The following is a 23,434-nucleotide window of genomic DNA, read 5'->3' on the forward strand; positions in this document are numbered from 1 at the left end:
GCGTCTTGGTCAATGTCTAGTTCAGATGGTGAGCATCACTTCTGGGGTCATATCAATTGTGGAACCGTGCTGGGTTTTGATAACCGTGACTCGGTTAGTAATTCGCTGTTTCATCTCCGAAACGTGGGACACCAAACCGATCATCCGTCCGCCTGCACGCAGTGATTCCAGCGCTTCCATCACCTGTTCTAGAGTCTCGGCATCAAGGGAACCAAACCCTTCATCCACGAAGAGGGTCTGCATATCTACCGCACCACTGTGATGGGAGATTACGTCCGCCAGTCCCAGTGCCAGAGCCAGTGAAGCCATGAACGTTTCACCGCCGGACAGCGTCTGGGTGTCACGTTCCTTGCCGGTCCATGAGTCCCGCACGCGTAATCCCAGACCAGATTTTGAATTGCCGCGGGTGGAATCATCATGATGCAACGAATAACGTTCGGAGGACATGATTTTCAGTCGCTCGGTGGCAGCCTGTGCAACTTCTTCCAAACGCGCCGCCAACACATAGGTGCTCAGCGTCATCTTGTATTTGTTCTCTCCCCCGCCACGAATCACGTCGGCCAAATCTCGCAGCCTCCGATACGCGTCAATGACCGGCCCAGAATCGGCACGGTACTCACTCAAAGCCTTCACGGAGGTACGCAGGCGTTCCAGTTGTGTCTGCGCTAGGACCTCATCCTGACGCGCGGACTCATACCGTTGCTCGGTCGCTTCAACGTGTTCGTTGACCCGAAGTGTTTCTTCCTCGGTGGGTGCGTCAATTCCTTGGGCCGTCAGATCCTTGGCCCGAAGGTAATCCGCAGATGCTTTGAGCGTCGTGATGGCGCTGGCACGCACCGTGTCCTGGTGTTGCAGTTGCTGATATTCTTCACGCTTCTGTTCGTTGAGCAGAGCCGAAGCGTAGTCTTGGTCAGTTTCAAAGCCGGCTTCATCGCGTTGTTTGATCCACGTAGCCTCCGCTTTGTTTGCGTCGGCGATGGCAGATAAATGATCTGTCAGTGCGTTGTAGGCCCGGTTGAAGATCGTGAACTCGGCTCGCACGTTCGTCACCAGCTTGTTGAGCCCTAGATCGCTCCCCTCGCGTAGCTGCGCAAGTTTGACGTCAAGCTCGGCAATTTGGCCGCTCAACGATTCAACTTGCTTGCTGCTCGTAGCGTGGGCAAGAGTAGCCTGCGCAACCTTAGCGGTTTCCTTTTCGATACCGGTACGCAGCAACTCTAATTTCTGCACCAGCTTGGTCACTTCCGCCTGGTTGGCGGTAGATTCATCCAGCTTTACCTGCGCTGCCTGGACATGCGATTGTCCGGTGGCAAGATCTGCATCTTTCGCAGACTCGGCTGCCGTATCAAATTTGGTAGTCGCGACATCCCGAATTTTGGCCTTCGCACCCTGAAGTTCGCGTTCTGAGTGCACGACCTTCTCCAACGCCACAATCTGCTCGTCATCAATGAGCTCAGCAGTATCCTCAGCCTGTGCCGGCTGCGGATGTTCAAGCGAGCCACAAACCAGACACGGCGCGCCGTCCTCTAAAGCAGCAGCAAGACGCAAGGCGGTCTGTTCTAACTGCAGGCGTTGCGCTGAGATCAACGCAGACTCGGCAGCATTGAGTTTCAGACTTTGTTCCGCATACGCAATATCCGCTGCGGTCAATGATTTCTGTAGCTTCTCGCGTTGATTGATCTGCGCCACTAGTTCCTGGGCAGCTTTGAGCTCCTCGGTAGCTTGTTGCTTGAGCTCAGCGGCGGCGACAACATCTAGCTTTTGTGGATCGGCAGATAGTTCTTCACGCTCGCTACGTAGCGTCTGAAGAGTTTGCTCCGCATCTTCGCGGATTTCCTGCTGTTTGCTAACTTGTAGCTGTGTCTCTTTGAGTTCTTCTTGCAGTTTCTGCTGCTTAGTCTCATCTGCCAGCGCTGCCTTGAGCACCACGAGACGGGTATTGAGTTTCACCGCTCGCGCTCGAAGAACTTCCAAATCGTCGCTGTTTGCCTGCGTCTGCAAGTCGTAGCTGTTCGCTACGCTGAGCTGCGACTCGTGCCAGTCTTTAACCGTGGCTTCGAGGCTGCTTTTTGTCTCTTTGACCTGTGCCTCATAGCCTCGGATTCCGGAGGCTTTGGCGTTTAGGTCAAGTGCCGTTCCGGCGCGCAGAGCAGCCGCGTGGTTCTTAGCGTGTTCGGCTTCTAATTCGCTCAATTCGGCACGGCGCGCAAAAACTCGGCGACGTTCTTCCACGGATTTTTGGTTCTTCAGCGATTGATCTCGCCGTTGGCGCAACGTTGAGGTCTCTTCCTGACGGAAGGAATACATAGCGAAAATTCGGGTCTCATAGTCCGCGAATTCAGCTGCCAGGTCCGCTGGTGGCGCGACATCTTCTAACGCTTCGTCGGGATCCACGGTCTCGTGACTAGAAAGATAGGCTGTGGCGTCCTGACGGATACTATCTTCACGGGCACTGAGATTAGCCTCAATTTCTGCGGCTTTTTTGCGTTCTTCGGCAAGACGCAGGTTGAACTCGTCCTCAATCTTCCCGTAGTCACTAGTATCGAACAGGTTGCTGAGCAGGTCTTCACGTGCGGTGGCCTTGGCACGCAAGAAATCCGCGAACCCACCTTGCGGGAGCATAACCACCTTGGTGAACTGATCACGGTCTAGACCTAGCAAGCCACCGAGGATCTGCCCTACTTCATCATTACGGGTCGACAAGGCCTCCCACTGTCCTTTGACCAGTTCGCGCAGGGTACTAGAAGCTTTCTGCTCGGTGACCCCGTTTTTACCACGCTTGCTTGGACGCATCCATACTGGGGAACGAGTCACCTCAAAACGACGGTCTCCCACGGTAAGTTCGCAGATGATCTGTGGTTCGATTCCTTCTGCCGCATGATCCGAGCGGATCTGCCGGCTACCGGTTCGATTTCCAGGCAAGGAACCATATATGCCGTAGCAAATTGCGTCGAGAATGCTAGATTTGCCGGCACCCGTGGGGCCATCAAGTAAAAACAATCCGCCAGCGGACAGTTCATCGAAGTCGACTTCTTCGACTCCGGCGAAAGGACCAAAGGCCTGGATACGAAGCTTATGAATTCTCATGTGCTCACCTGTGCTTCACGCGTGCTGCGGATGACCGAGTCGAGCAGTTCCCGTTCAAGTTCATCGGCCTGCCGGTCTCTGACATGTTCAATAAAGTCCGTACAGACCTGGGCGGTACTTGTTGCTCTAGCCATCCTGTCTGAATACGTCGACTTTTCCTTGGCCTTGCCACCTTGCGGGTCAAAGGCGAGCACCACGGTGTCGGGAAAGCGAGTCCTCACCTTGCTCATCGCATCTGCCGGGCGCTCCGGATCGGTCAGCGTCACCTGACACCAAGCATCCTCGGCGAAGGACAGTTCCTTATCGACAAGAAGATCTTCGAGATTTCCGCGCAGGATGGCGAGTTTTTTCGGTACCGAAAGCAGTACTTCTTCGTAACCAGTAATTCCCTGCGCATCGGTATCGATCAGCCAGGCCCCCTTGCGCTGGTTCACTTCCGAGAAGGAGTAGGCCAAAGGAGAACCCGAGTAACGGATCTTCTCGGCGATGCGCTGGCGTCCATGGAGGTGACCTAACGCGGTGTAGTCAAAATTCTCAAAGAGCCGCGCAGGAACCACATCCAAGTTGCCGGTACTTAGCTCACGTTCCGAGTCGCTGCCTTCACCGCCGGCGGCAAAAAGATGTGCCATTGCCACGGACACCACCGGGGTGCCGCTCTTTCGTAGTTCTCCCAGGTGCCCGTCGATCAGGTTTATGGCCGCTGCCACCACTGCCTCATGACTGGCTTTTTCCACCTGAAGCTCGTCCATTACCATCCGTGGCTCCAAATATGGGATCCCATACACGGCCACGCGGTGCGCATCTGCTTCGAGAACTACCGGTTCGAGCATGCGTGAGGTATCTGCGAAAATATGTACTCCGGCAGAATCCAGGAGTTCTGAGGCAAATCCTAGCCGGGAGGCGGAATCGTGGTTGCCGCTCGTTAAGATCAGGGTGGCTCCGGTTTTGCGAAGCTCGGCCAACACCCAGTTGCACAAACGCACCGCATCCACGTGGGGCAGTGCACGGTCATAAATGTCACCGGCCACCAACACCACGTCCACTTGGCGTTCGCGGGTGATATCGATGATTTCTTGCAGTACGTTGCGCTGGGCATCGAGTAACGACGCACCATGGAAGGTACGGCCCAAATGCCAGTCTGAGGTGTGAAGCAATCGCATGATCCCACCTTATGCAATACCTCGGACAGTTTGCGCACTAGAATGTACTTGTGAATGAAACCGGTGAAATTGCACTCCTGCCAGAGAACTACTCAGACAAGGTGTTCGCGATCCTGCTCGGCCTAGCCGACGGCGCAACCCACGCCCGGGACGATATCGATCCCGGTGCCACCGAACTACTCCCGCTCTATATGGTCGATGGGCTGCTTGAAGCCCTCGAATGGGCCAAAGATGGTGTAGGCAGCGACGAGTTGGCCTGCATATGGCTCGCTTCGCTTCGCGCCTACTCTCAGCTAACCGGGTCCTTCCCGACCGGTGCGCCCGAACCATTAAAGCGTTGGATTGATCTTGAAATGAAGAAGGTCGAGATTCATGACGGCCTGATGGCTGGCGACCCGCTGAACATGTCGGGCCTGAAATCCAAAGATATGGGCCAACGCGGACGCCCTAACGGTGTGAATGCGGATTCCACTGGCGTGCTTCCACGTGCTGCTGCGGTAGCGCTGCTCTCCCGTGTCCCAGAATCCACTACCGAGGCGCTGTCCCGTGCCGCCGCATACCTGACTCATGATGAGCAGGCTGCAAAAACCACGGTAGCCGCCGCCCGTATTGTCCGCTCCGCGATTGAACGCTCGCAGGCATCTGGCAATGAATGGGAAGCTATGCTCGAAGGACTTGAAGGTCCCTCGGCAGATGCCCTGCGTCAGGTTGTGACCGTGGTGCGCGATTCGTTGCACCTGTCCCCTACCGATGCCTACGCCGCGTATTTCAACGCCAGTGGCACAGCCGAGGTAGAGGAAGAATCGGATATCGAGGCAGCAGATGCCCCAGTAGCTGAGGAAGACGACAGCCGTGATCCAGAAACCGACGCCTACGCGGTAGCCCTGCTGGCTGCAGTGTATGGTTCTGATGCTGTAGGTGACCGTCCAGCATCAGCGTTGGATGACATCATCTCCGAGCTTCACGACCGATGGATGGCCCTGGTGGACTAACCCTCCCAAACGTTTTAAATGACTCGGCCCGGAACCAAATTTTTGGTTCCGGGCCGAGTCATTTGTACAAGGTGAGAGGTACTGCTAGAAAACTGCTGGTTCTCGCTTATCCCTTGGAAGAGACCAGTACTTCCTGTGGTTCCTCGGGCAAGTCAATTTTCTGTGAATCTGGGAAAACGAACTTATGCAGTGCCCACCAACGGAATACCATCGCTAGCAATGTGCCAATAATCGGCCCGGAGATAAAGTCCGCTACTTCTTGGCTGAGAAAAGAGACCTGCGGGTAGTGGAATCCCAGGACCCAGCGCGAAACATAGAGCGGAGCGGAGTTGATACCAATGCCGATCAACGACACGGTAAAGAAGCCAATGGCTTGAATGCGCTTACGGTACGCGTCGTTTTGATTTTGGAACGTGTACTGCCGGGTCAGCACGAAGGAGACCACAGTTGCAACAGCATTAGCAATGATAAATGCAGTGGTTGGATGCGCTTCGAGCACCGTGAATTTCAACCCGTAGTTGACGACCAAAGTAACTACGAAGCAGAATCCGCCAACTCCAATAAATCGCATGAGTCTAGTGAGCATGCCATTTTTGTTGTTCACGTATACCTCGTGGTGTTTAGTAGATAAAAATTATTCGGACGGTCAGGATTCAGCCTTGAACAGCCATTCCAAAGCCCTCGACTAGCTGCATAAATTCACCCTCCGAGATGATTTCCACACGCTGGCCCTTGTCACGGAGCTTCAGCACCTGCTTGGCTTTGTTGGTCAAACGTCCGTTGGCCAGATCCTGCGGAACAAATCCATCACCAACCACCAATGCGGTGGTAGCTCGGGTGACTCGCGAGGCGGTCTGTGCGCCGTAGTTAGCCGCCCACTGTTTAGCCTTGGGCCGCGGTACCGAGAGGTTTCCGGTGAACACCATAACCTGGCCGAATAACGGGTGCGTACGATCGGCATCCATATTTGGTTCGGGGTTCTCCCCCTCCTGTGGCCAGGAGCCAAAGGAATCTGAGGCAGGCATCGGGTGGCCATTGGCCATCCAACCTTGCGCGTCTCGGGTGGCGCGGGAGAATTCTTCGCCCGGCTTCCATGACGCGGTGAGCCCCAACCCGACGTTGTAGTGATCTGCCGCGTGCAAGACGGACTGAGCATCACTTCGTTGAGCGATATCGATCATTGCCCACGCGCAGGCTTCAGCGTCGGCGAGCGCCTGGTGGTGATTCTCGATGGGGTGGCCGGCTTCTTCTGCCACGAACGGCAGCGAGTAGCTGGGTAAGTCATAGGCCTTGCGGGCAAGTTTGACCGTGCAAAGATGTGCGATTTCGGGAACAGCGAGTTCGCTGGCTTCCGAGGCGGCACGAATGACTCCGGAGTCGAAGGCCGAGTTATGCGCTACAAGCACGTCGGATCCGACAAATTTGAGCAGATCACCGAGCTTCTCCCCCACGCGTGGTGCGTCGGTGACCATGTCTTCGGTGATGTGGTGGATCGAGACGTTTCGCGGGTCGAAGTGATCAAAACCTGCCGGCGGTCGAAGTAACCACTGTTCGGTTTCGACGATGCGTCCGGAACGGACCTTGATCAGGCCTACCGAGCAGGCCGATCCGATAAATCCGTTTGCAGTTTCAAAATCTAATGCTGTGAAGTCCAATGCCACGCATGACAGTTTACTCGTTAATGCTCAAAGGCCAGCATCCGAAGTCTAATGTGTGGATAATCCCTCCTCCTGAGTTGCGCATTTCTCAAGGCTGATATTCGACGATTAAATGCCGGATGACCTGCGATTTTGCGACACAGTCTTGATGTTGAATACGTGCGGCAACACAGACTTGTCACACTCACGCTTTACAAGCACCGAAAGCGAGTCCGTGGTGCATGCTCAAATGCCCTTGCCACGTCTAAACGTGACAAGGGCATTTGAGCCGAAGGGCTTCTAGGCTACGGTCGCTTTGCGCAAGGTCAGGTACGAACCGCCAGCCATCACTACCGCCACGACACCGCCCCACAAGGTCACGCCTGCGGCGGTCCATGTCAGTGCCCAGGTCCAGAAGTTACCCCAGAGCTGGTTGAAGGTCAGCAGTGCAATAACTCCGAGCAACAGCACTCCCAAAGCTATGAAGAATACGAGCAGTCCAGTGGTGCGCCAGCGCATGTAAATAGTAGCGATCAGGAAGCCAACCATGAACAGCAGCACCATCAGCACAAAGTAGAAGCCAATCTGTACCGCGACATTATTGTCGGCCACCCATTCCAAGGCGAAGAACCGCGCATCCAACCCCCATCCACCGGTGGCCTTTTCGAGAAGACCCATCAGGTAGTAGAAGACGGACAAGGCTAGGGCACACACTCCAAAGAGCAGCACTGTGCCAAGGTAAAAACTTCGGCGCGAAACGCTCATCGCTTGAGAGAACGGGAAGGTTAGGGTCAAGGCTTGGATTCCCAGTGCGAGGAAATACCACATCGGTGCCTGCGCGCCGCCGCCGTACATTGTTCCTTCGCCACCGTTCTCGCGAACAATCCAGAAGATCACTAATGAGAAGACAAACGCGCAGCCGAGAATCAGCAGTGGCAAGCCAATAAAGACCCACTTGTTGATTAGCTGCATCCGAGCAACTTTGATTACGCGTTCCATGATGCCCTCTCCTTCGTCTGCTCCTGAGGTGTTGCAAGGACGTTGCGTCCCATGGCGGTTCGGACCACGAGTTGCTGCAACGACATTGGCGACAGCTCAAGACCGAGCTCTCTGGCTTCGGCTTGCTGGGCCGGGGTCAATCGCTGCTGGATACTCACACTTGCCAGTGCACCCAGCGAATCGCGATGGATCACCGGATAGTTAGCAATAAACTCTGCGACCACATCTGCCTTGCCGCTAATCGTGACCGCGGCTCCCTGCAGTGATTCTGCGTCCTCATCCATCACGATGCGTCCCGAGTCGATGATGATCACGTGTTCCAGCAGATTGGCTACCTCGTCAATCAGGTGACTTGAGAGCACGATGGTTCTCGGGTACTCAGCGAAGTCTTCAACCAGTCGGTCGTAGAAGATCTGCCTAGCTACCGCATCAAGGCCCAGATATGGTTCGTCGAAAAATGTGACTTCGGCACGAGAAGCCAACCCGATGACTACACCTACCGCGGAGAGCTGACCACGTGAGAGCTTCTTGATCTTGCGTTTGAGCGGAAGATTAAAGTCGGCGATCAGTTCCTGGGCCAACTGCTCATCCCAGTTTTCAAAGAAGAGAGCTGCGGCTTTGAACGCCTGGAAGGCCTTGTACTCATCGGGGTATTTCTGCGATTCCCTGATGAAGCAGATCCGTGAGAGTGTCCCGTCATGCTCAAAGGGCGTATGGCCGAAGACCTTGACCTCGCCAGCGTCGGGGAACCCTTGCCCAGTCAAGATCGACATGAGTGTGGTTTTACCCGCTCCGTTGCGTCCGAGCAGACCGTAGATTTTGTGAGAATCCAGTTGCAAGTCCACGTCGTCCAAGGCCTTAACATCTTTGAACGTCTTGCTGACGTTACGTACTACAACTGGGGTTTGCTCAGACATGGCGAGATCCTCCTGGTCCTACATCGATGATGGGTTGCGCCGACTTGATCATGTCCATGAGTTCTTCGACTCCGATGCCGAGCTTTCCTGCTTCGGTTGCCAAGGGCTGGACGTATTGGTCGTTGAATTTTTGTCTGCGCTTCTGCCGTAGACGTTCCGGCGCGCCTTGGGCTACGAACATTCCGATTCCCCGCTTCTTGTAGAGCAAACCCTCTTCTACGAGTTTGTTTATTCCTTTAGCCGCGGTTGCCGGGTTAATCCGATAGAAGGCGGCAAATTCATTGGTGGATGGCACCTGACCTTCTTCGGCCAGGACGCCAGAGAAGATGTCGTTTTCGATCAGCTCAGCGATCTGAATGAAAATTGGTTTTGAATCGTCGATCACACCACGCACCTCCTGCCTTTACTTGGAACCAACTAAAGAACCTCAGTTCGTTGGTTCGTTACTCACGTAACTAACCATAGAACCACGTCGACTCTTTGGCAAGCAATAGGCCGGGAAGTAACTTCAGGAAATACGAACTTAGCGCGTCTGCGATCAGCTAAATATTGATGCTGACCAGCAAGGACAAGGTCTGAGGCGAGCAAGGAATACTCAGAATAAAGCTGGCTCCCCACCTGCGCAATGGATCTCCACAGGCTGGTGACGAAACATGAAAATGTAGGTATCGGAATTTCGATAACAAGCTAGGAGGCGTCACGATGTCCCTCAATCCTTTTCAGCCCGACTCATTTGACGGGCGAAGGCGTGAATCGCAGAAACTCATGATGATGATCTCGTCGCTAACCCTCGTCGCAGCGGCACTAGCCGGCGCCCCGAGTAGCTCCACGGCAACTGCTTCCCAGCCTCACCTCACCAATAACGTCCAGAGCAGGAATACCATCGCACTGACATCCGCTTCAGGCGCCGAGCCCATTGCTATAGGCAGCAACGCACAGCTCGCACTGCCCACCGCAGAAGCAGCCAAGAAACTTCGCGGCGAGAACTCAGATCTAGTCGATCCCAGCTGAGTATTCCCACGCTCTCAGCGCCCCTTCCCAGTTATTCGAACTACAGCTAGACGCAAAAAATCCGGACGTTGCTAAGGCAACGTCCGGATTTAAATGTACTGAAAAAGACTTGCTAGTTTGAGCTCAGCACCTTAGTGACCTCGGCGATAATCACCGGAAGCAACTGTGCGAAGGCCTGCGCGCGATGTGAGATCGCGTTCTTTTCCTCGGCAGTGTACTGAGCCAGCGAACGATTCGATTCTGCCGGTTGGAAGACCGGGTCATAACCAAATCCGCCGTCCCCCGCACGCTCGGTACGCAAACTGCCCAACAGCTTACCCAGCTGAACATGTTCGGTGCCCTGCGGTGTCGCAAGTGCCGCGGCGCAAACAAATGCACCGGTGCGGTGTTCGGCGGCGATATCCCCCAGCTGCGCAAGCAACAGGTCAATGTTCGCTTCGTCGTTTCCGTGCACACCAGACCAGCGAGCGGAGAAGATCCCTGGCGCCCCGCCAAGTACATCGATGCTCAGACCCGAATCGTCGGCGAGCGCAATCAGCCCGGTCGCCGCACTGATTTCTCGCGCCTTCTTCAAAGCATTGCCTTCGAAAGTCACCTGATCCTCTACCGGATCCGGGGCTCCTGCGGTAGCTGCGTCGATCACCTGAGTGTCGACGTCCAGACCGGGCACCTGGCCGCGCAGCAACTCACGCAGTTCGCGTAGTTTGCCTTGATTACGTGAGGCTAGGACAAGAACCGGCTGGCTCATTTGGAATTCTTCAGGGTTTCGGTCTGGATCTGCGCCAATTCGGTGGTGCCGATCAAGGCGAGATCTAGTAGTGCATCAAGTTCGTCGCGCTTGAATGGTGCGCCCTCGGCGGTGCCCTGTACCTCGACGAAGTCACCGCTACCGGTCACCACAACGTTCATGTCGGTTTCCGCGCGAACGTCTTCTTCGTACGGTAGATCCAGCATCGGGGTGCCATCGATGATGCCCACAGAGATCGCTGCCACCGAGTCGGTCAGTACCTTTGCATTGGCCTTCAGGATTTTTTCGCCCCGAGCCCACTCGATAGCCTCGGCCAACGCTACATAGGCGCCGGTGATGGCTGCGGTACGAGTTCCACCGTCGGCCTGTAGGACATCACAGTCCAGCACGATGGTGTTTTCGCCCAGCTGCTTGGTATCAACTACCGCACGCAGGGAACGTCCGATCAGCCGGGAGATCTCGTGGGTGCGACCCGAAACCTTTCCCTTCACTGCTTCGCGGGAGTTACGGGTGTTGGTAGCACGTGGCAGCATCGCGTATTCGGCGGTGACCCAGCCGGTACCTTCGCCCTTGAGCCAGCGCGGCACGCCCTGGGTGAAGGAAGCGGTACAGAGTACTCGGGTATTTCCGAATTCGATCAGGGCCGAACCTTCGGCTTGGGTGGACCATCCGCGGGTGATGGTGATGTCACGAAGTTGCGCGGCGCTGCGGCCGTCGGCACGTAAAGTCATACTTCCATCGTAGCGAAAACGCAGCCTCGTTTTCGCCAGTGACGACACCGAACGCTAGGGGTGTTTAGTGCAACAGGAGCCGCGCGGCGTGAGCATGCCAGCGATTTTTACCGCGTGCTGTTCTGCGCCTTGGCCGGCGTGGACCGCGCAGGCGGTACAAACCGATCGAAGAGCCAAGAGAAGGCAAAGGTGTAGAACAAGAAGAACACCAACAGCCCGGCTTCCAAGATCAAAGCATCTAACAGCGTGACCGAGAGGATCCAGGCCAGGATCGGCACAAGAATGAGCACCAGTCCGGCTTCGAAACCCACCGCGTGAACCACCCGGCGAGCCACAGATCGTGATTGATCCTCTTGGCGTTTTTCCCATGCTTCGAATGCAGAGGTCCAGGCGTAATTCCAGATCAGGGCCACGGCTGAGGACGTTACTGCGACAATCCCGGAGTTTCCTCCACCAAATCCCATCAGGATCAAGGCTACCGAGGTGAGCAAAATAGCAAATAGCTCGTAAGAAAAAACGTAAACGATACGTCGTAGAACCGGGGACACGAGGTGCTCCTTATGAATAGTCCATAGGAAGTCCTGGCGGGTTCGCGTCCATGGTGTAACAAGTTTTTAGTTCCGCAGGTCAACTGAGGAATCACTTCCAAGCTAGCACGCAAGAAATCGGCGCGCTAGGCATCGATGAGCAAACTCACCAGTTGATGGCTCCGCGTGCGCCCTTCATTTCACGGATGACGCCAATTACGGAGCAACCGGGTAGTGGCTTTGAATGGCGATTCGGTTCCATCCGTTCATCACAATCGCCAACCAGCTAATCGCTGACACCTGCTCGTCGCTCAGCACCCCGGTGTTCCACGATTTATGTTGCGGTACCGGCAACTGAGTAATTTCCTCAGCCAACGCCATCGCTGCCTGCTCTACCTCGGAGAAGTACTGCGATTCCCACCAAGCTGCTACGACAGCGAGGCGATCCATGCTCTCACCTAGTTTGATCGCGTCTCGCTGATGCATGCGCAAGCAGAAAGCACAGCCATTAAGTTGCGACACCCGAATTTTGATGAGTTCGGCTATCAACGGGTCAAGTCCCGAAGCCTTAAATGCGCTATCGGCCTGTTGATTAAACTGGATCATGGCCTGATAAACCTCGGGATGTACTTTGCCCAGATTAACCGCGGTATTTGATGTTGCTGACATAGCGCCCGTCTCTCTTCAGTACTCAGTGGAGGTGTTCCCCACTTTCAGCTTAGCCATCTAGGCCACCTAAACGGGGAAAATCTCAGACTAGATCTGCTTCCACCTCGGACACCCCCGGGCGGCCCAACTTCGCCACGCTGAGCAACACTGCGCAATCTTCGATGGCGCTCAGCTGAGAACGTCCGGCCGGCATCAACAGCAGGTCCCCCGTGCGGGCCTCCCACGAATCACCATTCGAAGTGAGCGTGATCCGCCCGGACAGCACCATCACCGTGGCTTCTCCCGGATTTTCATGCTCCTGAAGCGCCACTCCAGCTTTGATCCCAATCACGGCCTGCCGCATCGTATGCTCATGACCGCCAAAGACGGTGCTGGCGCTGCGCCCGGCCGGAGCTACAAGAGCCTGACGAACTTGCGTGCGAGCCAGAGCCGTGAGCGAAAATTTCTTCATCGGTGCCTCAACAATCACTAGGTGCGGTGGTTCTAAGGATGGCCGAGGCATGAAACCGGGTCAAGGAAAAGACTTTGGGTTAAAAGGCTCACCGGCGGAACATCAGTTCCGCCGGTGAGCTTTGTCAGTCTTTGTTGTTCGCTACTTCTTGCGCTTGAGCAGCGGGAATTTGCGAACCTTTTCATAATTGATCTTTGGCAACGAGCCGGTACGGGATTTGAGGTAATCGGTACCCAGATTGCCCTTAAAGAGAGTCGGGTGCTTCTCTTCCTTCAGGGTTCCGGAGTACACGCCGTAGGTCACCCCGGAAATTGCCACCGCAATACCGCGATCGTAAGTTTCCTTTGCCTCATTAACGATCTTGTTAATGTCGGTCCAGACCGGGATGTGAGTGAGTAATAGGCGCTCGGCACCGGCCTGGGTGGCCATCTCTCCGGCACGTTTACCGGTCAGGTGCACTCCATCGATCGCGTCGTCACGGCCTTCTTCAAAGGCCGCTTCGCACAAGAACATGTCCGAGTCCTTGGCAGCATCTACCAATCCTTGGCAGGTATCGGTATCACCGGAATAGGTCAGCACACTGGTGAGCAGTTCCCCGTCTGGGCCCGGTTCGTGGGCCTCGACGCGCAACGCGTAGGACTCCTCGATAGGGTGACGCACCGGGTACGGGGTAATTGTAAACGGCCCAATGTTCACCGGTTTCAGCGGTGTCCAATGCTTAAAGTCGTAGTCTTGGTGCATGGTGTCGCCCTCAGGCAACCCATAAGCGGTTTCGATGCGATTAGCGGTATCGGCAGGACCGTGTACCAGCATCCGCTCGCGATTCCAGCCGTTCGGATCCCAACGGATCGCCACGTGCATACCGCACAAATCCATGCAGTGATCCGGGTGCAGGTGAGAAATCATGATGCCGTCGAGGTCTTTAATATCGGTGTAGCGCTGCAATACGCCCAGTGCACCAGAGCCCAAATCAAGCAAGATCTTCCAGTCACGGGTGCCGTCAAAGGCCGTCACCAGGTAACAGGACGCTGGGGAGCTCGGGCCAGGGAATGACCCGGTGCAACCGATAATGGTCAGCTTCATTGCTTACTCGCTTTCGCCGCGGCAATCAGTTCCGGGGTTAGCCTGGTGATCGCACCGGTGGGATAGTGGGCGGCCACATGGTCCACATGGCGCACCTGCAACACTTCTGGTCCGAGGAACCGGCGAGCCAATACCCCAAAACTATCAGCGTTCCCGGTGGCAAGGAATTCATGACGCGCCGCCAACTGATCATCACGCATCAATTGATGGGTCGTCAGCGCACGGAACGCATCTTTCGCGGTCTCCTCGGCGCTGGACACCAAGGTCACCGAATCGCCCATCACATAAGAAATCACGCCGGTCAGCAACGGGTAGTGCGTGCAGCCCAAGATGAGTGTGTCTACCCCGGCCGCTTTAAGCGGAGCCAAATACTCTTCGGCCTGTTCCAGCAGTTCGGCACCAGCGGTAATTCCGGACTCCACAAATTCGACAAACCGTGGGCAGGCCACCGCATGAACCTTTAATGCTGGAGCGGCGGCAAAGGCGTCCTCATAGGCACGAGAGCCCACCGTAGCTTGGGTACCGATCAGCCCGATCTTCCCATTTTTGGTCGCCGCCACCGCACGGCGCACCGCAGGCTGAATCACCTCGACCACCGGGATACCGTAGCGCGCGGTATACCGCTCACGCGCATCACGCAGCACCGCCGAGGAGGCCGAGTTACACGCAATCACCAATAGTTTCACCCCGGCGTCCACCAGCTCATCCATCACACCCAACGCGTTAGCGCGCACCTGGGCTATGGGCAGCGGACCGTAAGGTGAATTGGCGGTATCTCCCACATAGATCAAAGATTCACCGGGCAGCTGATCGATAATGGCACGCGCCACCGTCAGCCCACCCACCCCGGAGTCAAAAATGCCGATGGGCGTATTAGCTTGTGGCGCGCTGACCGGACCGGAGGCGAAATAAGAATTCATGACCTAGCGCTCCGCGCTCATCAATGCCTGCATCAAGGTGTCCTGCACCCAAGAGACCAGGTTGTAAACTAGGCCTAGGTATTCTTCGGAGGTGGTCACCTTCGCGGCGTCCACCAACTGTGAAATTCGTTCCGAATCGGCTTCGCTTTGAATGTTTAGCCGTTCGGCAAGCACCAGCCGCACATCGTTCAGCGCACGCGCAAAACCTTGGGCTTCGGAAACCGAAAGCACCAGTTTCTCGGTCTCCAACAACAGCTGAGCACGGCGTAACAAAGAAATCTTTTCGGTAATCAGATCCGCTTCGGTCAGCCGGCGGAATTCATCTGCCACATCTTTATCATCCGAGGCATCCGGCAGCAGCCGTTTAACCGCGGCGTCGGAAGGTTCGGGCAGGTTCGCCGATTCTGGGCGCATCCCGGTCAGCGCGTACAGCGGATCCAGATCTTCGGGTAGTTCGTGGATCTGTGCGCGTTCCTCGAGCACGGTAATCACGTCGCCAAAAAGTTCACGCAATAATTTTCGTTCCGGGCCCGCCAAGGAACCGGTGATGCCGCGGGCACCATTTTTAAAGGCTTTAGCCACGTAGCTTAGGCCTCCTGAGTCATGGTTGCCTGTAAACCGAAGCCGTGCATCGCATGCACATCGGATTCGATGGCCTCTCGGGAGCCGGAACGCACCACACAAAAACCATCGTTGTGCACCTGCAGCATCAGCTGGTCGGAGCGTTCGCGAGTGAACCCAAAATAGGACTGGAACACGTAAGAAACGTAGTTCATCAGGTTTACCGGGTCATTCCACACGATCAGACGCCAGGCCTTATCCTGCGCCTTAACGGTCTCGGGGTTAGATATTACATCGGGCATAGCGGTCATAATTTCCATTTTACGCCCCAACACCGCGGTACACACGGTGCGTTGTGAATATCACCGCAAGCGTGAGCCGTTATACAGTAAAGGCCGGTCCATTCATTCTTCGATCAGGAGCACCACATGCTCACCAGCCTTTTCACCGACCACTACGAGCTGACCATGCTGCAGGCGGCCCTCGCCTCCGGCGCGGCTCACCGCCCCTCGGTCTTCGAAGCCTTCGCGCGCCGCCTTCCCGAGGGACGACGCTACGGCGTGGTTGCCGGCACCGGGCGCCTGCTCGAAGGGTTAAAGAACTTCCATTTCGACGAGGCACAGTTGAAGTTCCTTTCGGACACCAAGGTGGTGAACAAGGAAACGCTGAGCTTCTTGGAAAACTTCAAGTTCACCGGTGAGATCACCGGCTACGCCGAAGGCGAGTTGTACTTCCCGAATTCACCGATCCTCACGGTGCGTTCGACCTTCGCCGAGGCTTGCGTTATTGAAACCTACATCCTCTCGATCCTGAACCATGATTCGGCTATCGCCTCCGCCGCCTCACGGATGATCGCCTCGGCCGGTACCCGGCCGTGCATTGAGATGGGTTCCCGTCGTACCCACGAGGAATCAGCGGTCGCCGCCGCGCGTGCAGCGATTATTGCCGGCTTTGATTCCACCTCTAACTTGGAGGCCGGAGCACGCTACGGCATCAAAACCGTGGGCACCTCCGCTCACTCTTTCACCCTGCTCCACGATTCCGAGGAAGCCGCATTCACCGCGCAGGTCAACTCCTTGGGCAAGGACACCACGCTGTTAGTAGACACCTACGATGTGGAAGCCGGAGTGCGCACCGCGGTCAAGGTTGGCGGTCCGAAGCTTGGCGGAGTACGCCTGGACTCAGGCGATCTCATCGCCCAGGCCGGTTGGGTCCGCGAGCTACTCGATGACCTTGGCAACTGGAACACCAAGATCACCGTCACCTCAGATCTCGACGAATACGCGATCGCCGCGCTTGCCAGCGCCCCGGTCGATTCCTATGGGGTGGGCACCGCACTGGTGACCGGCTCCGGGCATCCCACCGCTTCGATGGTGTACAAGTTGGTGGCCCGGCAGGATTCGGCCGGTCAATGGATTCCGGTGGCTAAGGCCGCGGCAAATAAGACCAGCGTGGGCGGACGCAAGCACGCGATCCGTCAGCTCAACGAACGCAACCGTGCCACCGCCGAGGTTGTCTCGCTTTCGGAATTCAGCACCGGCGGTCCGGAGCGTAAGCTTTCGATTCCATTCGTCACCAATGGCGAGATCGATGAGTCTTACATTGGTGCCTCCGGCGTCCAGAAGGCGCGCGCTCGTCACTACGCATCAATTCAGGAAATGCCCGGGGTGGCACGCAAGCTGCAGCGCGGCGAGCCGGTCATCCCCACGATTATGCGCGAAGACTAAGCACTCAGGCAGTATCATGGTTAAAACCCCTACTCACTCGCAATGATTAGGAGAAACTTATGAGTAGAGCACTGCTAATTGTCGATGCCCAGCCCGATTTCTGTGAGGGCGGCGCGCTGGCGGTGACCGGCGGTAACGCCGTCGCGTCGGCTATCGCCAGCGACGTAGACACCCGCCGAGATTCCTACACAGCCATTGTTACCACTCAGGATTGGCATATCAGCCCCGGTGCCCACTTCTCGGACACCCCTGATTTTGTCGATTCCTGGCCGGTGCACTGTGTGGCTGGAACCGCCGGTGCGGCGCTGCACCCACAGATCGCCGCGATGGAAGTTGACGCGCACTTCGCCAAAGGTCGCTTCGCTGCCGCCTACTCGGGTTTTGAGGCACGTCTGCTCGATCCGAACGCCGCGCCCGAGGATGAATCTGGCATGTTGTTAGTCGACTGGTTGCGCGAGCGCGAGATCACCACGGTAGACATCGTAGGAATCGCTACCGATCACTGCGTGCGAGCCACCGCGATCGATGCCGCAGCCGCCGGGTTCATCACCACCGTACTGGCCCCGTTGACCGCAGCGGTCACCCCGGAAAACCTGCCAAAGGTTTATACGGAACTGCGCGAGGCCGGCGCCACGGTGCTCACCCTCGGGTTGGAACCGCTCAGCCCCGCACCCTAAACCAACGCTTAACTACCAACGCCGCCGAACAATAAATTTGTTCGGCGGCGTTGGTGTTTAATTCCGTGGCTTCGCGCCATCTAGGGACGCAAGATCTAGACAAAGCGCGGAGAAGGCTAGAGTTTGCACCCGCTGCACCACGCCTGGAAGCAGCTTGGGAAACACCACCGTGAGCGTTTCGCTAAGCAACAGCACTCCCACGGCCGGACCCGCGCAGGTGCGTAAGATCCGGGCGGCTAAGCTGTCCGAGTCTTGGCCCGAACGCTGTATCTTCCAGTGCTCCAGGCAGATCCCGGCGGCGGCCACCCCTGCCACGGTGGTGGTCACGTAGTGCATCGTGTGGCTAATACTTGGGGTCCACTGCTTCTGCGCGTGCCCCGGGCGTAAATGCTCATGGGAAATCGGAAAATCCAGTGGGCTGAGCGCATCGCCGATAGTCGCCGCACCAAAAACTTCCAGCCAGGTTCCTAAACGCTTGGGTCCGTTTTTGCGCTGAGTCATTCCGGCGGTCACAAATAGGCTCCCCGCCCCTAGATCAAGGACCTGGAACAGTCGACGATGCTCGCGGTCTCGCGCCGCCAGTTCGGAAAGCAGGGTCACCCGGGGGTCCAGTTTCCAACCCAGCAGCGCCTCGCCGAGCATTCCGCTCGAATAGGCCACCGCTCCGAGGCGCAACGCAGTGCGGTAAATCTTTGCCCGATCCAACATTTTCATGTTCATCGTCCTGCCATCTTTTCTTCGTCAACCTGCGTGCTCTGAGCTTCATGCACCGGATCCGCCCCGGGTTGTTTAGCTAACCACACGCAGGCCAGAAGGCTCAGTGCGATCGCCACAAACTTAGCTATTTCCCAGCCCGGCCGGGAGGCATCTCCCAGTAGCAGCATGCCTGCCACCCCGGGGATCACCACCTCGATCACGGTGAAGACCGCCGTCATTGCACCCACCGAGCCATGTTCCAATGCCCTGGTGTAGCTGGCCATTGCCACCACCCCGGCCACACACAGCACCCAGAGCAAAGGTTGCATCAGGATCTGCCACAGCGAACCACTCAGTTCCAGGCCACGCGCGGCCAATGCGGAGACGCTGGCAGCAAGACCGGCTAAAATCGACATCGCCAGCGGTACCCGGCGCCGATAAAGCACCAACAAGAGCGCCACCAGCAACAACATCACCGCTCCCAGTACCGGAGCCAAGAGGCGCGGCGCACCGCTGGCAGGTTGTTCTCCGGTAGCCAGTGCGATCACCACCAATCCGGCAACCAGCAATCCCATGGCCCACCAGGTCGAGGTGCCCAGCCGCGTAGAAAAAACCACCTTGGCTAGCAGGACTGTCACAATCAGCGAACCGGCGATGAGCGCCTGCACGGTGAACAAGGTCAAAAATTGCAGTGCCACCAGCGAGGCCACCCACGCCACACCATCCAAACCCAAACCCATCAGGTACAGCGGCTGGGTAAAAACTTTTAACCCGTCGGCACGTCGCGCGGCCACCGCTTCCAACACCGAGGCGCTGCCATAACAAATACTTGCGATCAGTGCGGTGATCAGCCCGGCCACCATTAGTTTTGCTCCGGAGTTTTAATACGTGAGGAAAGACCGGGCACATCGGCATAACCTTCGGCCTGAGCCATCGCTAATCCCTGGGTCAACCACAGGTCTACGGTGCCCACCGCGGCATAGCGGGGTTGCCAGCGCGGATCATATTTCGCATTAAACTTCCACAGCGAGGCGACCTGGGCATGTTTAGATGCTTGGCGTGCCACCAGCTTCTCAAAGAGCGAGGCATCGGGTGCGCCGGCGATCGCTTCGCGCAGCACCGCAAAGTTCAGCCCCAGCCCGCCAGCCCCCTCGGCGCCCAGCTTAAAGATGGTTTCAAGGATGACAAAGTCGGTCAGCCCGCCGGGCACTTGTTCGGCGGTGCTGCGACGCATCACATCCAAGGACCAGCCGTTAACCGCAGGCGCCGGCACCCACTGAATAAACGCCTGTGCTACCCCGTCGGCATCTAGCGCAATGGAGAGCAGCAGTTCTTTATCTACCGGGTCAAAGAGGCGCGAAAGGGTCATGGAGAAACCGCGCTCCACCTCGCCCTGCCGGCTTTCGGTTGCAAGCTCGGTCAACCGTGCGCGCAGCAATCCGTCAATCTCCAACGGGTTGCGATGTACCACCGTGTACCCGGCACGAGCCAACCGCGCATGACCCTGACGTAAGGATTTGAACTTTTTGCCGTCGAGCGAAAACCCTTGGGTTTCCACGATCGCCTCATCACCTAAATACACCGCGCGCAGACCGGAGCGTTCGTAGATATCCAGCCAGTTTGCCGCCGCGCCGAGCACGCTGACAGTGAGCCCGCGGCGCTCTGCGAGCAACATAAATTCGGCCCAAATTTCTTCGCGCTGCGTCTCGGGGCCGATCGGATCTGGAGAGACCAAGCAGACCGATCCACGCACCGCATAGGCGATCACCGACTCGCCGAGGAAAAAATACTGCTTGTCATCACGCAAAGCAAAGTAATCCAGGGTGCCGCCGCCATAGGCCAGCACCACCGCTCGGGCGCGCTCTCGTTCGGCGAGCTGTTCGCGGGTTCCGGCCGGCCTAGTGCGGTTCGAGTCATAAAGGAACCACAGCACCATCGCCGTAAGGCAAATGATCAACGCCGCAGCCAACTCCCAGCGCGGATGAGCACCGCGCTCCTGCAGCTCTCCGCCAAAGGCACCAAACAGGGTTTGCACCTCCCCGGCGATGCTCTGATGCCCGACCTTCATCTGGCGTACAAAAAATCCGCCCGCGATCAGGGTGGCGACGCCCAGCGCACCGACGCTGATCCACAGCACCCGCCGAGTCAGAAACTTGCCCGGCCACACCGGGAAGGCACGATGTTTAGCGGCTAACCAGATTCCGCCGGCCACCGATAACACCATCACCGGCCAGTCGCTGAGCTTGCCCAAATGGAGCACCGCATTGGCCAGCAACAAAATCAACGATCCGGCCCAGGCCACCGCATTTCCGGTGCGCAGATACCGGGCGACAACAAATAAGCCGAAGGCACCGAACACCGCGTAAATGCGTGAAATCTGCGTCAGAAATTCGGGGAACAAGGTCACCGGACCCTGCAACCACCCGGAAATCAGCGCGGTGAGCGGGTGCAATAGCGGACCAAAAAGGCTCACCACCGCCAGAAAGATGGCTAAATAAGACGCGGCAGCCCGGGCGCGATCGCGTTGATGCACCCGGGCTGCGGCAGAAATATTACTACTGGTCATAGCGGTAGTATCGCACCGGTCAGACCCGATACCTGCTACCGCGAAGGTTATTTACGTCCCACAAACCAGTCTTGGAGTTTGTCGATGCGTGCCTGAAGCTGATCGACGGTAGCTTGCGGCACCGCCGGACCACCACAGACGCTGCGCAACTTATTGTGCACCTGCCCATGGGGCATCCCGGTACGCGAGGCCCACGCGGACACGTTCTTGGACAGCTTCGAGCGCAAATCCATCATCCGCCGATGATCACTGACCGGGGCCGGCTTCGTGACACCACGGTTAATCTGCTTATTTTGCTGCTCACGCAATAGCGCGGAAACCTGTTCGGTATCCAGCAGACCAGGGATGCCCAAGAAGCCGAGCTCCTCGTCGCTACCCAGCTCGGCGCCGGTACCAAATTCACCGCCGTCAAAAAGCACCCGGTCAAAGGCGGCCTGAGAGTTCAGCGCCTCAAACTTGGATTTGTTCAGCTCATCGCTGGCTTTCTCCTCGCGGTTAGCCTCCTCCAAAAACGCGTCATCTAACCCGTCTTCGAGTTTGTCGCCCTCCCGGTCCAGCGCGTGGTCGCGTTCGACTTCCATCTCGTTAGCCAGTGCCATCAGCACCGGCACCGAGGGTAGGAACATGCTGGCGACCTCGCCGCGCTTACGGCTACGCACAAAACGTCCCACCGCCTGAGCGAAGAACAACGGAGTGGAGGTCGACGTCGCATACACGCCCACACAGAGCCGAGGCACGTCCACACCCTCGGAGACCATGCGCACCGCCACCATCCAACGCGATTCGGAGGCAGCAAATTCGTCGATTTTCTGCGAGGCTTTGGGGTCATCGGAGAGGATCGTGGTGACCTTCTCGCCACAAATTGCCTCCAGCTGTGTGGCATAACCGCGCGCATCTTCATGGTCGGTGGCGATTATCAGGGCACCGGCGTCCTTCACGGTACGCCGCACCTCGGAAAGCCGCCGATCCGCGGCGCGCAGCACCGAGGGAATCCAGTCCCCATGCGGGTCCAGCGCGGTACGCCAGGCGTGCGCGGTGACGTCCTTGGTAAATCCGGCGCCCAGCTCGGCTTCCATTTCTTCGCCCGCGGCCGTACGCCAACGCATCGCCCCGGAATAGGCCATAAAGAGCACCGGGCGAACCACGTTATCCTTCAGCGCCTTGCCATAACCGTAGGAATAGTCAGCGGTCGATCGGCGAATCCCGTCGCCCTCATCCACATATTGCACAAAAGGAATCGGAGCGGCGTCGGAGCGGAACGGCGTACCGGTCAGCGCAAGCCGGCGGGTAGCCGGTTCAAAGGCCTCACGAATACCGTCGCCCCAGCTGAGCGCATCCCCGGCGTGGTGCACCTCGTCCATGATCACCAGCGTGCGAGCACCCTCGGTTTTGGCCCGGTGCACCGCAGGCTTCTGCGCGACCTGCGCATAGGTCACCACCACCCCCAGATAGTGCGAGCCGTGCCGCCCATCGGAGTTTTTATAATTGGGGTCCAGTGAGATGCCCACGCGCGCCGCCGCATCGGCCCACTGCTTTTTCAGGTGGTCCGTGGGCGCGACGACGATCAGCCGGTTGATCTTGCCCGAATCCACCAGCACCTTCGCCAGGCGCAGCGCAAAGGTAGTTTTACCCGCGCCGGGGGTCGCCACGGCCATAAAGTCCCGTGGTTCGGTGTCAAAATATTTGGCCAGCGCCTCGGCCTGCCAGGCGCGAAGTTTCGGCCCGGTTCCCCAGGCCGCCCTTTCTGGGTACGCCGGTGGGAGCTTGTCTTCCAGTGGAAGCTTGTCACCAAAGTCAAAAAGTGTCTCGGTCATATACCTTTTCCCGAACGTGCCTGCTGCTTGCCGTATTACCTAGTGCTTAGCGCAGCAATTTAGCCCATCAGGGTTTCGTAAATTTCCTTGCATTCGGGGCATACCGGGAACTTCTTCGGGTCCCGCCCCGGGGTCCATACCTTGCCGCACAGCGCGATCACCGGCTCGCCGGACATCGCCGACTCCATGATCTTTTCCTTCTGCACATAGTGCGCAAAGCGCTCATGATCTCCGGCTTCGACACTTTGACTCGTGTCTGTGCGCTCGATCGTTGCCGTTCCGCCACGGGTTTCCTCAGACTGTTCCACCATGGCTTCAAGTCTAGTACGCATTGCCCGCCGCAGGCACCTCAAACGGTGGGAGCTTATCCACACGCGCTACCCCTTGACGAGTCCCCCACCACCTTGCTTAGCCCCCTTCCGCGCGCCCCACCCACGCCACAATTATCGGCACTACCAGCA

General features: G+C 57.3%; 24 protein-coding genes and 1 pseudogene. 4 read left to right on the forward strand and 21 right to left on the reverse strand.

Annotated elements, in window-relative coordinates; translation table 11 throughout:
- Positions 1-21 precede the first annotated feature (21 nt).
- Positions 22-3,087: an AAA family ATPase gene (locus CQ011_RS04195; protein WP_105674876.1), complete on the reverse strand. Its 3,066-nt coding sequence runs from the start codon at positions 3,085-3,087 to the stop codon at positions 22-24.
- Positions 3,084-4,247, reverse strand: coding sequence for an exonuclease SbcCD subunit D (locus CQ011_RS04200; RefSeq protein WP_105674878.1), 1,164 nt, complete (start codon positions 4,245-4,247; stop codon positions 3,084-3,086). The genes CQ011_RS04195 and CQ011_RS04200 overlap by 4 nt, the downstream gene beginning before the upstream one ends.
- Before the next feature lie 50 nt (positions 4,248-4,297).
- Between CQ011_RS04200 and CQ011_RS04205 the strand changes: the two genes are divergently transcribed.
- Positions 4,298-5,239, forward strand: coding sequence for a hypothetical protein (locus tag CQ011_RS04205; RefSeq protein ID WP_105674880.1), 942 nt, complete (start codon positions 4,298-4,300; stop codon positions 5,237-5,239).
- Between the two features lie 106 nt (positions 5,240-5,345).
- Here CQ011_RS04205 and CQ011_RS04210 read toward each other — a convergent pair whose 3' ends face one another.
- The 5 genes from CQ011_RS04210 to CQ011_RS04230 all read right to left on the reverse strand — a co-directional run bounded on the left by CQ011_RS04210 (position 5,346) and on the right by CQ011_RS04230 (position 9,177).
- A complete protein-coding gene (locus CQ011_RS04210) occupies positions 5,346-5,810 on the reverse strand; it encodes a GtrA family protein (protein ID WP_181147980.1) in 465 nt (154 codons plus the stop codon).
- Between the two features lie 82 nt (positions 5,811-5,892).
- Positions 5,893-6,900 (reverse strand): 3'-5' exonuclease, encoded by a 1,008-nt coding sequence (locus tag CQ011_RS04215; RefSeq protein ID WP_105674884.1) that lies wholly within the window; start codon positions 6,898-6,900, stop codon positions 5,893-5,895.
- A gap of 276 nt (positions 6,901-7,176) precedes the next feature.
- Entirely contained in the window at positions 7,177-7,875 is a 699-nt protein-coding gene (locus tag CQ011_RS04220; protein ID WP_105674886.1) for a hypothetical protein, read from the reverse strand.
- Positions 7,863-8,792: an ABC transporter ATP-binding protein gene (locus CQ011_RS04225; RefSeq protein WP_105674888.1), complete on the reverse strand. Its 930-nt coding sequence runs from the start codon at positions 8,790-8,792 to the stop codon at positions 7,863-7,865. The genes CQ011_RS04220 and CQ011_RS04225 overlap by 13 nt, the downstream gene beginning before the upstream one ends.
- Positions 8,785-9,177, reverse strand: coding sequence for a GntR family transcriptional regulator (locus tag CQ011_RS04230; RefSeq protein ID WP_105674890.1), 393 nt, complete (start codon positions 9,175-9,177; stop codon positions 8,785-8,787). Before CQ011_RS04230 ends, CQ011_RS04225 begins: the two co-directional genes overlap by 8 nt.
- Before the next feature lie 317 nt (positions 9,178-9,494).
- On the opposite strand from CQ011_RS04230, the gene CQ011_RS04235 reads away from it, so the two are divergent.
- The gene (locus CQ011_RS04235; protein WP_105674892.1) at positions 9,495-9,803 is read left to right on the forward strand and encodes a hypothetical protein; all 309 of its coding nucleotides are present in this window, start codon (positions 9,495-9,497) and stop codon (positions 9,801-9,803) included.
- 112 nt (positions 9,804-9,915) lie between these two features.
- On the opposite strand, the gene rdgB is transcribed toward CQ011_RS04235, so the two are convergent.
- The 9 genes and pseudogenes from rdgB to clpS form a co-directional block, all read right to left on the reverse strand.
- The gene (gene rdgB / locus CQ011_RS04240) at positions 9,916-10,551 is read right to left on the reverse strand and encodes an RdgB/HAM1 family non-canonical purine NTP pyrophosphatase (protein WP_105674894.1); all 636 of its coding nucleotides are present in this window, start codon (positions 10,549-10,551) and stop codon (positions 9,916-9,918) included.
- Entirely contained in the window at positions 10,548-11,282 is a 735-nt protein-coding gene (rph, locus tag CQ011_RS04245) for a ribonuclease PH (protein WP_105674896.1), read from the reverse strand. The genes rdgB and rph overlap by 4 nt, the downstream gene beginning before the upstream one ends.
- Before the next feature lie 107 nt (positions 11,283-11,389).
- On the reverse strand, positions 11,390-11,830 hold the full coding sequence (locus CQ011_RS04250) for a PACE efflux transporter (protein ID WP_105674898.1): 441 nt from the start codon (positions 11,828-11,830) through the stop codon (positions 11,390-11,392).
- A gap of 195 nt (positions 11,831-12,025) precedes the next feature.
- Positions 12,026-12,478 (reverse strand): carboxymuconolactone decarboxylase family protein, encoded by a 453-nt coding sequence (locus CQ011_RS04255; protein ID WP_105674900.1) that lies wholly within the window; start codon positions 12,476-12,478, stop codon positions 12,026-12,028.
- An 82-nt stretch (positions 12,479-12,560) separates the two neighbouring features.
- Positions 12,561-12,980: a cupin domain-containing protein gene (locus tag CQ011_RS04260; protein ID WP_353616157.1), complete on the reverse strand. Its 420-nt coding sequence runs from the start codon at positions 12,978-12,980 to the stop codon at positions 12,561-12,563.
- Positions 12,981-13,217: 237 nt separating this feature from the next.
- Positions 13,218-14,012: pseudogene (locus CQ011_RS04265) on the reverse strand (MBL fold metallo-hydrolase); the annotation flags it as partial.
- Positions 14,009-14,932 (reverse strand): glutamate racemase, encoded by a 924-nt coding sequence (gene murI / locus CQ011_RS04270; RefSeq protein ID WP_105674904.1) that lies wholly within the window; start codon positions 14,930-14,932, stop codon positions 14,009-14,011. The pseudogene CQ011_RS04265 and the gene murI, both read right to left, overlap by 4 nt.
- A 3-nt stretch (positions 14,933-14,935) precedes the next feature.
- Positions 14,936-15,514 carry a DUF2017 domain-containing protein gene (locus CQ011_RS04275; protein WP_105674906.1) on the reverse strand — a complete coding sequence of 193 codons (579 nt, stop codon included), beginning with the start codon at positions 15,512-15,514 and terminating at the stop codon, positions 14,936-14,938.
- A gap of 5 nt (positions 15,515-15,519) precedes the next feature.
- A complete protein-coding gene (gene clpS, locus CQ011_RS04280) occupies positions 15,520-15,804 on the reverse strand; it encodes an ATP-dependent Clp protease adapter ClpS (protein WP_105674908.1) in 285 nt (94 codons plus the stop codon).
- 117 nt (positions 15,805-15,921) lie between these two features.
- Between clpS and CQ011_RS04285 the strand changes: the two genes are divergently transcribed.
- Both CQ011_RS04285 and CQ011_RS04290 read left to right on the forward strand, forming a co-directional pair.
- Positions 15,922-17,220 carry a nicotinate phosphoribosyltransferase gene (locus CQ011_RS04285; protein WP_105674910.1) on the forward strand — a complete coding sequence of 433 codons (1,299 nt, stop codon included), beginning with the start codon at positions 15,922-15,924 and terminating at the stop codon, positions 17,218-17,220.
- Between the two features lie 59 nt (positions 17,221-17,279).
- Positions 17,280-17,897: an isochorismatase family protein gene (locus tag CQ011_RS04290; RefSeq protein ID WP_105674912.1), complete on the forward strand. Its 618-nt coding sequence runs from the start codon at positions 17,280-17,282 to the stop codon at positions 17,895-17,897.
- A gap of 57 nt (positions 17,898-17,954) precedes the next feature.
- Here the strand turns inward: CQ011_RS04290 and CQ011_RS04295 are convergent, their stop codons facing one another.
- From CQ011_RS04295 to CQ011_RS04315, 5 genes are all read right to left on the reverse strand, one after another.
- The gene (locus CQ011_RS04295) at positions 17,955-18,617 is read right to left on the reverse strand and encodes a DUF998 domain-containing protein (protein ID WP_105674914.1); all 663 of its coding nucleotides are present in this window, start codon (positions 18,615-18,617) and stop codon (positions 17,955-17,957) included.
- Positions 18,614-19,456, reverse strand: a complete 843-nt coding sequence (locus CQ011_RS04300) for a DMT family transporter (RefSeq protein WP_105674916.1) — start codon at positions 19,454-19,456, stop codon at positions 18,614-18,616. Before CQ011_RS04300 ends, CQ011_RS04295 begins: the two co-directional genes overlap by 4 nt.
- Positions 19,456-20,817 carry a bifunctional lysylphosphatidylglycerol flippase/synthetase MprF gene (locus tag CQ011_RS04305; protein ID WP_502692873.1) on the reverse strand — a complete coding sequence of 454 codons (1,362 nt, stop codon included), beginning with the start codon at positions 20,815-20,817 and terminating at the stop codon, positions 19,456-19,458. Before CQ011_RS04305 ends, CQ011_RS04300 begins: the two co-directional genes overlap by 1 nt.
- 389 nt (positions 20,818-21,206) lie before the next feature.
- The gene (locus CQ011_RS04310) at positions 21,207-22,973 is read right to left on the reverse strand and encodes a DEAD/DEAH box helicase (protein ID WP_105674920.1); all 1,767 of its coding nucleotides are present in this window, start codon (positions 22,971-22,973) and stop codon (positions 21,207-21,209) included.
- 59 nt (positions 22,974-23,032) lie between these two features.
- Complete coding sequence (locus CQ011_RS04315; RefSeq protein WP_229677163.1) at positions 23,033-23,305, reverse strand: DUF3039 domain-containing protein; 273 nt, start codon at positions 23,303-23,305, stop codon at positions 23,033-23,035.
- Between the last annotated feature and the right edge of the window lie 129 nt (positions 23,306-23,434).

It is taken from the genome of Arthrobacter sp. MYb213 (assembly GCF_002979915.1).
GTDB lineage: Bacteria > Actinomycetota > Actinomycetes > Actinomycetales > Micrococcaceae > Glutamicibacter.